The organism is Variovorax soli, from assembly GCF_031454625.1.
In the GTDB taxonomy this organism is placed as follows: domain Bacteria; phylum Pseudomonadota; class Gammaproteobacteria; order Burkholderiales; family Burkholderiaceae_C; genus Variovorax; species Variovorax soli_A.
Genome location: NZ_JAVDRF010000005.1, coordinates 182578 through 195314, shown reverse-complemented (window position 1 = coordinate 195314; position 12737 = coordinate 182578). Strand labels below are relative to the sequence as shown.

The window sequence follows — 12737 nt, the reverse complement described above, 5'->3', positions numbered from 1 at the left end:
GTCTCAGGTCTCGCTCAGGTTGGGCAGCGCAAGGCGCGAGGAATCCTCCTCGGTTTCCTCGATGCGCGGCCGGTTGCCGTTCATGCGCTTGATGGCCTCGGTGTCGATGTCGCCGGTCACGTAGACGCCATCGAAGCAGGAGGCATCGAAGCCGTCGAGCTTCGGCCCGTTGCCGGGTGCCGCCTTGAGCACGGCGCGCTTCATCCCCTCGACGTCCTGGTAGATCAGCGCATCGCAGCCGATCAGGGCGCGCACCTCCTCGACGGTTCGGTCATGCGCGACCAGCTCGTCCTTGGTCGGCATGTCGATACCGTAGACGTTGGGATAGCGCACCGGCGGCGCCGCGCTGGCGAGATAGACCTTGCGCGCGCCGGCCTCGCGGGCCATCTGCACGATCTCGCGGCTGGTGGTGCCGCGCACGATGGAGTCGTCGACCAGGAGCACGTTGCGGCCCTTGAACTCGCTGCCGATCACGTTGAGTTTCTGGCGCACCGACTTCTTGCGCACGCCCTGCCCCGGCATGATGAAAGTGCGGCCGACGTAGCGGTTCTTCACGAAGCCTTCGCGGTAGGGGATGCCCAGCAGATGGGCCAGCTGCGTCGCGCTCGGGCGGCTCGATTCGGGGATCGGGATGATCACGTCGATCTCGTTCGGCGGCACGGTGGAGATCACGCGCTGGGCCAATGTCTCGCCGAGGTTGAGCCGCGCCTGGTAGACGGAGATGCCGTCCAGTACCGAGTCGGGCCGCGCCAGGTACACGAACTCGAACATGCAGGGGTTGAGGCTGGGCGACTCGGCGCACTGCTGCGCATGCAACTGGCCCTGGAGGTCGATGAACACCGCCTCGCCCGGCGCCACGTAGCGCTCGAACACATGGCCCGAGCCCTCGAGCGCCACGGTCTCGCTGGCCACCATGTAGGTGCCGTCGGCGCCGCGCCCGACGGCCAGCGGCCGGATGCCGTAGGGATCGCGGAAGGCGAGCAGGCCATGGCCGGCGATCAGCGCCACCACGGCATAGGAGCCGCGCAGCCGGCGGTGCACGTTGCGCACGGCGGCGAAAAGCGTCTCGGAATTGAGCATGCCGTCGCGCGTCGAGCGGTCGAGCTCGTGTGCGAGCACGTTGAGCAGCACCTCGGAGTCGCTGTCGGTGTTGGTGTGGCGGTGGTCGGTGGAGAACAGCTCTGCGCGCAGCGCGTGCGCATTGGTGAGGTTGCCGTTGTGCACCAGCACGATGCCGAAGGGCGCGTTCACGTAGAAGGGCTGCGCCTCCTCTTCGCTGAAGGCATTGCCGGCGGTCGGGTAGCGCACCTGCCCCAGGCCCACGCTGCCCGGCAGCGCCCGCATGTTGCGCGTGCGGAACACGTCGCGCACCATGCCCTTGGCCTTGTGCATGAAGAACTTGCGCTCCAGCAGTGTGACGATGCCGGCCGCGTCCTGGCCGCGGTGCTGCAGCAGCAGGAGCGCGTCATAGAGCAGCTGATTGACGGGTGCGTTGCTGACAACGCCGACGATTCCACACATGAAGCGGTCCTTCTCGACTCAGGGCAGGTAGCTTGCCAATTTTTCGGGCAGCGCGGGTTTCAGGCCCTGCAATGCCGCATCCAGAACAGTGGCGCTGCGCGATTCCTGCCACCAGGCGGCGTCGCTCAACGCGAGCAAATGAACCATGACCGCTGCGGCCAGCAACGCGACCGCGCCGCGCGCCAGGCCGAAGACCGCGCCCAGCAGGCGATCCACCGGCCGCAGGCCCACGGCTGCGATGAGCTTGCGCGTGAGCGATGCCACGAGCCCCACTGCGAAAGCCACCGCCACGAAAACGAGCACGAATCCCGCCGCATAGCGCCAGCCGGCCGCCGGATCGCCGAAGGGCAGCCAGGCGCCCAGATCGGCCGCGAACCACTGTGCGAAGAAGAAGGCGGCCACCCAGCCCGCCAGCAGGATCACCTCGAACACCAGCCCGCGCACCAGACCGAAGAGCATCGACACCACGAGCAGCATGATGGCGATCCAGTCGAGCGCAGTCACGTCCGTCTACAAGCTGAGGACGGCGGCCGACAAAGACAAGCCCTTCACGCGGCCTGCCGCCTTGTCCGCCTCGGCGCGCGTTCCGAAGGGACCGACGCGCACACGGGTGCGCTCGCCATCGGCCGTCTTCGCGACATGGGTGTAGGTCTTGAGTCCGGCCTTCTCCAGCTTCTGCCGGACTTCGCGCGCCTTGTCGGCGTCGGCGAAGGCACCGACCTGGACCACGAAATGACCGCTTTCCTCCGCCGCGGCGGTGGACTTGGCGGTCGTGGCGGCGGCGTTCTTGCCGTCGAGCAGCGCGCGTGCCCGAGCGGCATCGTCGGCAGCCTTGGCGGCGGCCTTGGTGTCGGGCTTCGCGTCCGCCTTGGCTTCGGCCTTGGCTTCGGCCTTGGGCTCAGGCTTGGGCCTGGGTTCAGGCTTTGCTTCAGGCTTGTGTTCGGGCTTGGGCTCGGGCTTCGCCTCCGCCACGCGGGCCGGCTTGGTCTCGGCCGGCGGCGCCGACGGCAACGGCTTGGAGGGCGCGACCTCGGTGCCGTCCGCCGCCTCGGTGATCATCTCGCTGCCCGAGGGCTTGGTGGCTACCGGCGGGCTCGCAGCGGGTGCCGCCGTCGAGGTGGAGGGCGCAGGCGTTGCCGGCAGGGGCAGCGGCTTGGTCTTGTTGCGGTCCGGGATCTCGATCGGGATGTCGACCGACACCGGGCGCGGCTGCGTATCGAACAAGAGCGGAAAGCCGATCACGCCGACCAGCACCAGCACCGCGGCGCCCACCAGACGGTGCCGGGCGCGCCGACGCATCGCCTCGATGCTCTCGGCCGGCGCCGCAGCGACGCCGGTGTTTCGCCCTTCGCCGGCCTGCGGACCGCGGGTGCGGAACTTGAAGAACGCCATGAAATTCGATTCCCTGATGGAGTGCAGCGTGAGTAGAAGAAGCGCCGGAAATCAGGCCAATCAGGAGTCCGGCGACAGGTGCCGGGCCCGCAGACGAGGTGTTCCGTGCTCGAGCACAGCACCCACTGTGAAGAACGATCCGAAGACGACGATTCTATCAGCGGGGTCTGCGCGATCGATGGCCGCTTGCAGGGCCTCCACGGGGTTGGCGTGCGCGCTCGACGAGGCATCGGTGCGGGCGTTCTGCGCTTGCCAGTGCGCCTGCAGATCGGCGGCCCTGGCGGCGCGCGGGGTCGGCAGGTCGGTGAAGTACCAGCGGTCGATCATCGGGCCGATGCGCGCGAACATCGGCGCCAGGTCCTTGTCCGCCATGACGCCGAACACGCCGTGGGTGGTCGGGTAGAAGCCCATGGCATCGAGGTTCTCGGCCAGTGCCGCCACCGCGTGCGGGTTGTGCGCCACGTCGAGCACCAGGGCCGGCTCGCCGGGCACGATCTGGAAGCGTCCCGGCAGTTCGACCGAGGCCAGCCCGACGCGCACCGCCTGCGCGGTGACGGGCAGCCGCGGCCGCAGCGCCTCCAGCGCGGCCAGCACGCCGGCGGCATTGACCAACTGGTTGGCGCCGCGCAGCGCCGGGTACGCCAGGCCGCTGTAGCGCCGCCCGCGGCCGCTCCAGCCCCACTGCTGCTTGTCGCCCGAGACGTTGAAGTCGCGGCCGACGCGCCAGAGATCGGCGCCGATCGCTTCCGCATGCGCGATCACACTCTGCGGCGGCACCGGGTCGCTCACGATCGCCGGGCGGCCGGCGCGCATGATGCCCGCCTTCTCGAAGCCGATGCTCTCGCGATCGGGGCCGAGGAACTCCATGTGGTCGAGATCGATGCTGGTGATGATGGCGCAGTCGGTATCGATCATGTTGACCGCGTCCAGCCGCCCGCCCAGCCCGACCTCGAGGATGGCGACCTCCGGCTGAGCGGCCGCCGCGCACAGCAGCAGTGCGAGCGTGGTGAATTCGAAGTAGGTCAGGGCCATGTCGCCGCGCGCCTGCTCGACCGCTTCGAAGTGGGCCGCCAGGGCCTCGGCCTTCACGGCCTCGCCCGAGAGGCGCAGGCGTTCCTCGAAATGCACCAGGTGCGGCGAGGTGAACACCGCCGTGCGGTAGCCCGCATGCATGAGGATGGACTCCAGCATGGCGCAGGTCGAGCCCTTGCCGTTGGTGCCGGCCACCGTGATCACCGGGCAATCGAAGACGAGGCCGAGCTTGCCGGCCATCGCACGCACGCGCTCGAGGCCCAGCTCGATGTTCTTGGGATGCAGGTGCTCGGCGTGCGCGAGCCAGTCGGCGAGGCTTTTCATGGAGCCCGGAATTGTCGCCCACTCGCGACGCGGGCATCATCGCGGGATGACCACGCTCTACGGCATCAGGAATTGCGACACCGTCAAGCGCGCCCGCGCCTGGCTCGACGAACACGGCGTCCCCTACCGCTTCCACGACTTCAAGAAAGAGGGCGTGCCCGAGCCCGAACTCGACCGGTGGCTGAAATCGCCCGGCTGGGAGGCGCTGGTCAACCGCCGCGGGACCACCTGGCGCAAGCTGGATGAGTCGACGCGCTCCTCGGTGGTCGATGCCGCCTCGGCCCGCGCCGTGCTCATCGCCAATCCCAGCCTGATCAAGCGTCCGGTGGTCAACTGGGGCGCGCAGGGGGGCGTTACCACGGGATTCGATCCCGCGGAGTGGAAAAGCCACACCGTGTAAACGGTTGAACCCGGCAGATCGGACCGCGTCGAACAGGTTCAGGGCCCCGCGCCCCACCCCTCAGGAGTTCTGATATGCGTACCCCTCGAAAATCCATTCGCACCATCGCCACCCTCTCCGTGCTCGCCGCCCTCGCCGGCGCCGCCTCCCTCGCCCAGGCGGAACAGGTCTGGGCCCGCGTGATCTCGGCCACGCCCTCGCACGAAACCACCGGCAATACGCGCTACAACGTCACCTACGAATACGCGGGTCAGCAGTACACGACGGTGACCAACACCCGACCGGGCGCAAGCATTCCGATCGAGGTCGGCGACCCCGGGGTCGCGACCACCTCGCCGGTCGCCCCGCAGCCCGAGGTCGCCGGGGCGCCGGTGGACTACAACACACCCCGTCCCGACTGGAACAACGTGACGCCGGAGCAGGGCGTGGTGGTCTCGGGCGGCGGCGCCCCGGTCTATGCGCAGCCTGCGCCGATTTACTCGCAGCCGGCACCGGTCTATTACCCCGCACCGGTCTACGTGGCGCCTGCGCCGGTCTACTACCCCGCGCCCTACGTCTATCCGCCCGTCGGCCTGTCGCTCAACTTCGGCTATTCGCGCGGCTGGCACGGCCACTGGCGCTGAGCGCCGCCGGCGGGCCTGCCGGCGCGGCCTAAAATCACCGGCTTTCCAACCATTGCACGGCTGCGCCTTCGCGACGGCGCGCGGCCGGCGGCCGAGCGCCGCCGCCAGGCCCCTTTCGAGATGAGCACTACCGAATCCCTCCAGAGCGCCACGGTGTCGACCAAGGCCAACGTGTACTTCGACGGCAAGTGCGTGAGCCACAGCCTCACGCTGGCCGACGGCACGAAGAAGTCCGTGGGCGTCATCCTCCCCTCCACCCTCACCTTCAGCACCGGTGCGCCCGAGATCATGGAAGGCACCAGCGGCCGCTGCGAGTACCTTCTGTCGGGCGAGAGCGCGTGGAAGGCCTCGGGCCCGGGCGAGAAGTTCAGCGTGCCAGGCAATTCGAGCTTCCAGATCCGCGTGAGCGGCGAGCCTTACAGCTACATCTGCCACTTCGGCTGAACCGGGATTCGATCATGGCCACCATCCTTCAGAACATTCCCGCCGGCCAGAAGGTCGGCATCGCCTTCTCCGGCGGCCTGGATACCAGCGCCGCGCTGCGCTGGATGCGCAACAAGGGCGCCATTCCGTACGCCTACACCGCCAACCTGGGCCAGCCGGACGAGCCCGACTACGACGAGATTCCGCGCAAAGCCATGCTCTACGGCGCCGAGAAGGCCCGTCTGGTCGACTGCCGCACGCAACTCGCCGCCGAGGGCATCGCCGCGCTGCAGGCCGGCGCCTTTCACGTGACCACGGCCGGCCTCACCTACTTCAACACCACGCCGCTGGGCCGGGCCGTCACCGGCACCATGCTGGTCGCCGCCATGAAGGAAGACGACGTCAACATCTGGGGCGACGGCAGCACGTACAAGGGCAACGACATCGAGCGCTTCTACCGCTATGGCCTGCTCACCAATCCGGCGCTGAAGATCTACAAGCCCTGGCTCGACCAGGCTTTCATCGACGAGCTCGGCGGCCGCGCCGAAATGTCGGCCTTCATGCAAAAGGAAGGCTTCTCCTACAAGATGTCGGCCGAGAAGGCTTACTCCACCGACTCCAACATGCTCGGCGCCACGCACGAGGCCAAGGATCTGGAGCACCTGAACAGCGGCATGAAGATCGTGCAGCCGATCATGGGCGTCGCCTTCTGGAAGGACGAGGTGGAAGTGAAGCGCGAGGAAGTCTCCGTGCGCTTCGTCGAAGGCCGTCCGGTGGCGATCAATGGCGTGGAATACCCGAGCCTGGTCGAACTGCTGCTCGAAGCCAACCGCGTCGGCGGGCGCCACGGCCTGGGCATGAGCGACCAGATCGAGAACCGCATCATCGAGGCCAAGAGCCGTGGCATCTACGAGGCCCCGGGACTGGCCCTGCTGTTCATCGCCTACGAGCGCCTGGTTACCGGCATCCACAACGAAGACACGATCGAGCAGTACCGCGACCATGGCCGCCGCCTGGGCCGCCTGCTCTACCAGGGCCGCTGGTTCGACCCGCAGGCCATCATGCTGCGCGAGACCGCGCAGCGTTGGGTGGCGCGCGCCGTCACGGGCGAGGTCACGGTCGAGCTGCGGCGCGGCAACGACTACTCGATCCTCAACACCGAATCACCCAACCTCACCTACAAGCCCGAGCGCCTGACCATGGAAAAGGGCGAATCGAGCTTCTCGCCGGCCGACCGCATCGGCCAGCTCACGATGCGCAACCTCGACATCGTCGATACACGCGAGAAGCTGGGCATCTACACGCAGGTGGGCCTGCTTTCGTCAGGCCAGGGTGCCTCGCTGCCGCAGTTGAAGAACGACACGGACTGATCTCGGGCAGCCGAACGCAGAAGACGCGAAGGTTTCGCAGAGGATTTCCTCTCGCGCCCTTCGCGTTTCGCTTTCAAGAGCGGCCCGATCGCCGAAGCTCCAGCAGCTGCGTCACACGACGACCGGTTCTGGCTCCAGCCGAATGCCGAATCGCTCGTACACGCTGGTCTGGATCGCCTTGGCCAGGGTCATGACTTCGCCGCCGGTCGCCGGGTGCGCCGGGCCGCCGCGGTTGACCAGCACCAGCGCCTGCTTCTCGTAGACACCGGCATTGCCGACGGTCTTGCCTTTCCAGCCGCAGGCGTCGATCAGCCAGCCTGCCGCCAGCTTGATGCTGCCGTCGGCCATCGGGTAGTGCACGATCTTCGGGTCGCGCGCGATGATGTCGGCGCATTGCTCCGGTGTGACCGTGGGGTTCTTGAAGAAGCTGCCGGCATTGCCGAGCACGCGCCAGTCCGGCAGCTTGGCGCGGCGGATGGCGCAGATCCAGTCGAAGATTTCGATCGGCGTGGGCGTGAAATTGCCGGTCTCGGCCATCTTGCGCTCCAGGTCCAGATAGCCGAGCACCGGCTTCCAGGGCCGCGGCAGACGGAAGCGCACCCGCGTGATCAGCGCCCGCCCCGCCAGGCCGAAGCCGTTGGCGCCGCTGGGTGCGTGCTTGAAAACCGAGTCGCGGTAGCCGAAGGCGCACTGTGCGGCGTCCAGGGTAAAGGCGCGGCCGGTGTGGAGGTCGATGGCGTCGAGCGAGTCGAAGCGGTCCTGCAGTTCGACACCGTAGGCGCCGATGTTCTGCACCGGCGCGCCGCCCACGGTGCCCGGGATCAGCGCCATGTTTTCCACGCCGGGGTAACCCTCGTCGAGCATCCAGCGCACCGTGTCATGCCAGCTCTCGCCGGCGCCCGCCTCGACCAGCCAGGCACGCGGCGTTTCCTCGACCACCCGGCGTCCCTTGATCTCCACCTTCAGCACCAGCGGCTTGACGTCGCCGGTCAGCACGATGTTGCTGCCGCCGCCCAGCACGAACTTGGACGCACCACCCCAGGCCGGATCGGCCAGCAGCGCGGCGACGTCGGCCTCGCTCGCGATGCGCACCAGGTGCTGGGCGCGCGCCACGATGCCGAAGCTGTTGTGCTGCTGCAGCGGTACGTTGTGCTCCACGATCATGGGAGAATTGTCGCATTCACACCGCGAGATTCAGAGGAGCGTCCATGCCGTCTTTCGATACCGTCTGCGAACCCGACCTGCCCGAGGTCAAGAATGCCGTGGAGAACACGGCCAAGGAAATCGGCACCCGCTTCGACTTCAAGGGAACTGCGGCCTCGGTCGAGCTCAAGGACAAGGAAATCACGCTGATCGGCGATGCCGAATTCCAGCTGGTGCAGGTGGAGGACATCCTGCGCAACAAGCTGACCAAGCGCAACGTCGACGTGCGCTTCCTCGACAAGGGCGACGTCCAGAAGATCGGCGGCGACAAGGTCAAGCAGGTGATCAAGGTCAAAAGCGGCATCGAGAGCGAGACCGCCAAGAAGATCCAGCGGCTGATCAAGGACAGCAAGCTCAAGGTGCAGGCCGCGATCCAGGGCGATGCGATCCGGGTGACCGGCGCCAAGCGCGACGACCTGCAGGCCGCGATGGCGCTGATCAAGAAGGACGTGCCGGACATGCCGCTGTCCTTCAACAACTTCCGAGATTGAACGCCCGATGAAGGCGCTCTTGCTCCCCGTGCTGCTGGCCGCGGCAGGTGGATTCGCGCACGCCCAGTCCGTGATGCTGACCGGCACCATCGGCAGCCGCGCCATCCTGATCGTCGACGGCAGCGCGCCCAAGACCGTGGCGGTGGGCGAGACCTTCCAGGGCGTCAGGCTGCTGTCGCTGGCGGCCGAGCAGGCCACGGTGGAGGCCGGCGGCAAGCGCGTGTCGCTTCGCATGGACCAGCCCGTCAGCATCGGCGGCAGCGGTGGCGGGGGCGGCGGCACGCGCATCGTGCTGCCGGTCTCGAGCGGCGGGCATTTCATGACGCAGGGCGCCATCAATGGGCGCAGTGTCAATTTCATGCTCGACACCGGCGCCACCACGGTCGCGCTCTCGGCGGCGGACGCGCAGCGCATCGGGCTCGATTTCAGCAAGGGACAGCCGGTGCGCATGAACACCGCGAACGGCGTCGCCCAGGGCTGGCGGGTACGGCTGAATTCCGTTCGGGTGGGCGACGTCGAGGTCTACGACGTCGAGGCGATCGTGTCGCAGCAGCCCATGCCCTACGTGCTGCTGGGCAACAGCTTCACCAGCCGCTTCTCGATGCGGCGCGATACCGACCAGATGGTCCTCGAAAAACGCTTCTAGCGGACCGCAGCGCCGTGACGGTTCAGGCCGCAGCCGCGGTCACTACGATCTCGATCTTGTAGGCCGCATTGGCCATCGCCGCCTGCACCGTGGCGCGCGGCGGCGTGTCTCCGGCAGGAATCCAGGCGTCCCACACCTCGTTCATCGCCGCGATGTCGGTGATGTCGGCCAGGAAGATCTGCGTCATCAGGATGCGCGACTTGTCGCTGCCAGCCTCCGCCAGCAGGCGGTCCACCATTGCCAGCACCTGGGCAGTCTGGCCACGGATGTCTTGAGAGGTGTCGTCGGGCACCTGGCCTGCGAGGTAGATGGTGCCGTTGTGGATCGCCATCTCAGAGAGGCGCGGACCGACGTGGAAGCGTTGAAGGTGGGCCATGGGCTTTGCTTTCTTTCAGGTCTTGGCTTTGGAACCCAGCCGGGACTCCGTGCCGGCAGAGAGCCGGCGGATGTTTTCACGATGCCGCCAGATCAGCAGCAGGCTGATTGCGATCAGCGCGAGCATCACCTCGCGGTCGAGCGGCCAGGCGATCCCGCCGCCGATCAGGTAATAGGCCGGCGCGAAGAAGGCCGCCACGATCGAGGCCAGCGAGGAATAACGGAAGAAGACGGCGATGATCAGCCACGTGGTGCCGGTGGCGAGCCCGAGCAACCACTCGATGCCCAGCAGCGCACCGGCCGCGGTGGCCACGCCCTTGCCACCCTGGAAGCCGAAGAAGATCGGAAAAAGATGCCCCAGGAAGGCGGCCAGCCCTGCCAGTGCTGCGGTGCCCGTTCCCAAGCCGTAGGGCTCGCCGAGGTGATGGATCAGGAAGACCGGCAGCCACCCCTTGACCGCGTCCAGCAGCAGCGTCGCCAAGGCGGCGCCCTTGTTGCCCGAGCGCAGCACATTGGTCGCGCCGGGGTTCTTGCTGCCGTAGCTGCGCGGGTCGGCCATGCCCAGCGCCTTGCTGACGATCACGGCAAAGGACAGCGAGCCCAGCAGGTAGGACAGGACGATCGCGATCAACGAAGGCAGGTAGGAACTCACGGTCTCTCCAGACGGGTCATGCGGCCGAAGGGGCGCCGGACCGGCCGGCTATTCTGCCAGCGCGCATTGCACCGGCTTCGCGCCGAGCACCGCACGCAGACCTGCGGATCGAGCTGGGGGCAGGGATATCGCTGGCGTGCGCCTTCTTTGTCACGGCGTCATCAGATCGCCGGGTCGCGCATCTCCCAGCGCAGCTTGTCGATTTCCGCCAGCACTTCGGGCGGCAGCCTCTTGTCCCAGCTGTCGAGGTCTTCGTCCAGTTGCGCCAGCGAAGTCACGCCGATGATGGTGCTCGCCACCTGCCACTTGCTGTGGCAGAAGGCCAGCGCGAACTGCGTGGGCGTCATGCCGGTCTCGCGCGCGAGCGCGTTGTAGCGGCGCGCCGCCTCGAAGGATTCGGGCCGGCCCCAGCGCTGCTTGCGCACGGACTCGTAACGCGCGATGCGCGCGCCCTTCGGCGCATGAGGCCCGCTGATGCCGCTCTCGTCGTACTTGCCGGTCAGCAGGCCGAAGCCCAGGGGCGAATAGGCCAGCAACGAGACGCCGAGCCGGTGCATGGTCTCGTCCAGGCCGTTCTCGACGCCGCGGCTCAGCAGGTTGTAGACGTTCTGCACCGAGGCCACGCGCGGCAGCCCGTGCTGCTCGGCCAGGCGCACGAATTCGTGCACGCCATAGGGCGTCTCGTTGGACAGCCCGATGGCGCGCACCTTGCCCGCCTTCACCAGGCCGGCCAGTGCCTCGAGCTGTGCGAGGATGGAGGTGCGCGAGGTCTCGCGCGCCGGGTCGTAATACATGTTGCCGAAGGCCGGCACATGCCGTTCGGGCCAATGGATCTGGTAGAGGTCGATCACGTCGGTCTTCAGGCGGCGCAGGCTCCCCTCGCACGAAGCCACGATGTCGGCCGGCGTCATGCCGCTGCCTTCGCGCACCCAGGGCATGCCGCGCGAGGGGCCGGCCACCTTGGTGGCGACCACGATCCTGTCGCGCACGCCGGGGTTCTTCTCGAACCAGTGGCCGATGATGGTCTCGGTCGCGCCGAAGGTTTCCGCGCGCGTCGGCACGGCATACATTTCCGCCGTGTCGATGAAGTCGATGCCGCGCTCGAGCGCGCGGTGGAGGATGGCGTGGGCGGTCGGCTCGTCCACCTGTTCGCCGAAAGTCATGGTGCCGAGGCAGATCGGCGTGACGTGCAGATCGCTCTGCCCGAGTTGGATTTTTTGCATTCGCGGAATGCTACCGGCTACCGTGCCGGCCTGCTGTCCGCTGCCGGACTGCGCGGCGCGGGCGCCGTCCGTATCATCGACCGGCCATGTACCAAGCCCACCGCCCTTCCCGCAGCGAGTTCGTCCCCATCCGCAACCTGCGCTACCACGTCCGCGTCTGGGGCACGTCTGCGCCGGCGCGCCCTCCCCTGGTGCTGCTGCACGGCTGGATGGACGTGGCGGCCTCCTGGCAGTTCGTGGTCGACGCGCTCGTCGAGGAGCGCCACGTAATCGCCCCCGACTGGCGCGGCTTCGGCCTCACCGAAGGCGGCGCAGTCGACAACTATTGGATGCCCGATTACCTGGCCGATCTCGACTGGCTGCTCGACCACTTCGCGGGCGACACGCCCGTCGACCTCGTCGGTCACAGCATGGGCGGCAACATCGCGATGCAGTACGGCGGCGTGCGGCCGCAGCGGGTGCGCCGCCTGGTCAACCTCGAAGGCTTCGGCATGCCGCCCCTGCAGCCGGCCGAGGCACCCGGGCGCTACGGCAAATGGATCGACCAGCTCAAGCGCCTGCACCGCGGCGAAATGGCATTGGCCAGCTACACCGGACCCGAGGGGGTGGCGCGGCGGCTCATGAAGACCAACCCTCGCCTGTCGAAGGACAAGGCCAACTGGCTGGCTGGCCATTGGTCCGTGCCCCGCCCGCAGGCCGAGGGCGGCGAGCGCTGGGAGATCCTGGGCGACCCGGCGCACAAGATCATCAACGCCAACCTGTTCCGCGTCGACGAGGCGCTCGCGCTCTACGCCGCCATCGCCGCCCCCGTGCTGGCCGTGGTGGCCTCGGAGGACAGCCTGGGCCACTGGTGGAAGGGCCGCTACACGCTGGCCGACTTCCAGGAGCGCCTGGAATCGGTGCGCGACGTGCGCCTGGAACGGGTGGAGGACGCGGGCCACATGCTGCACCATGACCAGCCGGGCCGGGTCGCGGCGTTGATCGAGGCATTCCTTGATGCCAGCAGGGCCGGCCGGCCGGCTTAGCCGGGCGTGAGAAAATCCCCGGTTTTCCCGTACAACC

Annotated in this window: 15 protein-coding genes; 7 read left to right on the top strand and 8 right to left on the bottom strand. The window is 67.8% G+C overall.

The window, feature by feature from the left end; genetic code table 11:
* Positions 1 to 3: 3 nt before the first annotated feature.
* From purF to folC, 4 genes are read right to left on the bottom strand one after another with little or no spacing between them, the layout of a single operon-like run.
* Positions 4 to 1521 carry an amidophosphoribosyltransferase gene (gene purF, locus J2739_RS13840; RefSeq protein WP_309902541.1) on the bottom strand — a complete coding sequence of 506 codons (1518 nt, stop codon included), beginning with the start codon at positions 1519 to 1521 and terminating at the stop codon, positions 4 to 6.
* A gap of 18 nt (positions 1522 to 1539) precedes the next feature.
* The gene (locus J2739_RS13835; protein WP_309902539.1) at positions 1540 to 2025 is read right to left on the bottom strand and encodes a CvpA family protein; all 486 of its coding nucleotides are present in this window, start codon (positions 2023 to 2025) and stop codon (positions 1540 to 1542) included.
* 6 nt (positions 2026 to 2031) lie between these two features.
* A complete protein-coding gene (locus tag J2739_RS13830) occupies positions 2032 to 2913 on the bottom strand; it encodes an SPOR domain-containing protein (RefSeq protein ID WP_309902538.1) in 882 nt (293 codons plus the stop codon).
* Positions 2914 to 2973: 60 nt separating this feature from the next.
* Positions 2974 to 4269 (bottom strand): bifunctional tetrahydrofolate synthase/dihydrofolate synthase, encoded by a 1296-nt coding sequence (gene folC / locus J2739_RS13825; protein WP_405053881.1) that lies wholly within the window; start codon positions 4267 to 4269, stop codon positions 2974 to 2976.
* 46 nt (positions 4270 to 4315) lie between these two features.
* Here folC and J2739_RS13820 point away from each other — a divergent pair, with 46 nt between their 5' ends.
* The 4 genes from J2739_RS13820 to argG all read left to right on the top strand — a co-directional run bounded on the left by J2739_RS13820 (position 4316) and on the right by argG (position 7085).
* Positions 4316 to 4669: an ArsC family reductase gene (locus J2739_RS13820; protein WP_309902536.1), complete on the top strand. Its 354-nt coding sequence runs from the start codon at positions 4316 to 4318 to the stop codon at positions 4667 to 4669.
* Between the two features lie 74 nt (positions 4670 to 4743).
* Positions 4744 to 5292 (top strand): hypothetical protein, encoded by a 549-nt coding sequence (locus tag J2739_RS13815; RefSeq protein ID WP_309902534.1) that lies wholly within the window; start codon positions 4744 to 4746, stop codon positions 5290 to 5292.
* A gap of 120 nt (positions 5293 to 5412) precedes the next feature.
* Positions 5413 to 5736 (top strand): pyrimidine/purine nucleoside phosphorylase, encoded by a 324-nt coding sequence (gene ppnP / locus J2739_RS13810; protein WP_309902533.1) that lies wholly within the window; start codon positions 5413 to 5415, stop codon positions 5734 to 5736.
* 14 nt (positions 5737 to 5750) lie between these two features.
* Positions 5751 to 7085, top strand: a complete 1335-nt coding sequence (argG, locus tag J2739_RS13805; RefSeq protein WP_309902531.1) for an argininosuccinate synthase — start codon at positions 5751 to 5753, stop codon at positions 7083 to 7085.
* Between the two features lie 111 nt (positions 7086 to 7196).
* Here the strand turns inward: argG and murB are convergent, their stop codons facing one another.
* Positions 7197 to 8249 carry a UDP-N-acetylmuramate dehydrogenase gene (gene murB, locus J2739_RS13800; RefSeq protein WP_309902529.1) on the bottom strand — a complete coding sequence of 351 codons (1053 nt, stop codon included), beginning with the start codon at positions 8247 to 8249 and terminating at the stop codon, positions 7197 to 7199.
* A gap of 44 nt (positions 8250 to 8293) precedes the next feature.
* On the opposite strand from murB, the gene J2739_RS13795 reads away from it, so the two are divergent.
* On the top strand, positions 8294 to 8779 hold the full coding sequence (locus tag J2739_RS13795) for a YajQ family cyclic di-GMP-binding protein (protein ID WP_309902527.1): 486 nt from the start codon (positions 8294 to 8296) through the stop codon (positions 8777 to 8779).
* A 7-nt stretch (positions 8780 to 8786) separates the two neighbouring features.
* Positions 8787 to 9425 carry a retropepsin-like aspartic protease family protein gene (locus tag J2739_RS13790; protein WP_309902524.1) on the top strand — a complete coding sequence of 213 codons (639 nt, stop codon included), beginning with the start codon at positions 8787 to 8789 and terminating at the stop codon, positions 9423 to 9425.
* A 22-nt stretch (positions 9426 to 9447) separates the two neighbouring features.
* On the opposite strand, the gene J2739_RS13785 is transcribed toward J2739_RS13790, so the two are convergent.
* The 3 genes from J2739_RS13785 to J2739_RS13775 form a co-directional block, all read right to left on the bottom strand.
* Positions 9448 to 9801 (bottom strand): RidA family protein, encoded by a 354-nt coding sequence (locus tag J2739_RS13785; protein ID WP_309902522.1) that lies wholly within the window; start codon positions 9799 to 9801, stop codon positions 9448 to 9450.
* Positions 9802 to 9816: 15 nt separating this feature from the next.
* The gene (plsY, locus tag J2739_RS13780) at positions 9817 to 10452 is read right to left on the bottom strand and encodes a glycerol-3-phosphate 1-O-acyltransferase PlsY (RefSeq protein WP_309902520.1); all 636 of its coding nucleotides are present in this window, start codon (positions 10450 to 10452) and stop codon (positions 9817 to 9819) included.
* 161 nt (positions 10453 to 10613) lie between these two features.
* Positions 10614 to 11675: an aldo/keto reductase gene (locus tag J2739_RS13775; protein ID WP_309902518.1), complete on the bottom strand. Its 1062-nt coding sequence runs from the start codon at positions 11673 to 11675 to the stop codon at positions 10614 to 10616.
* A gap of 86 nt (positions 11676 to 11761) precedes the next feature.
* Here J2739_RS13775 and J2739_RS13770 point away from each other — a divergent pair, with 86 nt between their 5' ends.
* Positions 11762 to 12700 carry an alpha/beta fold hydrolase gene (locus J2739_RS13770; protein WP_309902516.1) on the top strand — a complete coding sequence of 313 codons (939 nt, stop codon included), beginning with the start codon at positions 11762 to 11764 and terminating at the stop codon, positions 12698 to 12700.
* The last annotated feature ends 37 nt before the right edge of the window (positions 12701 to 12737 follow it).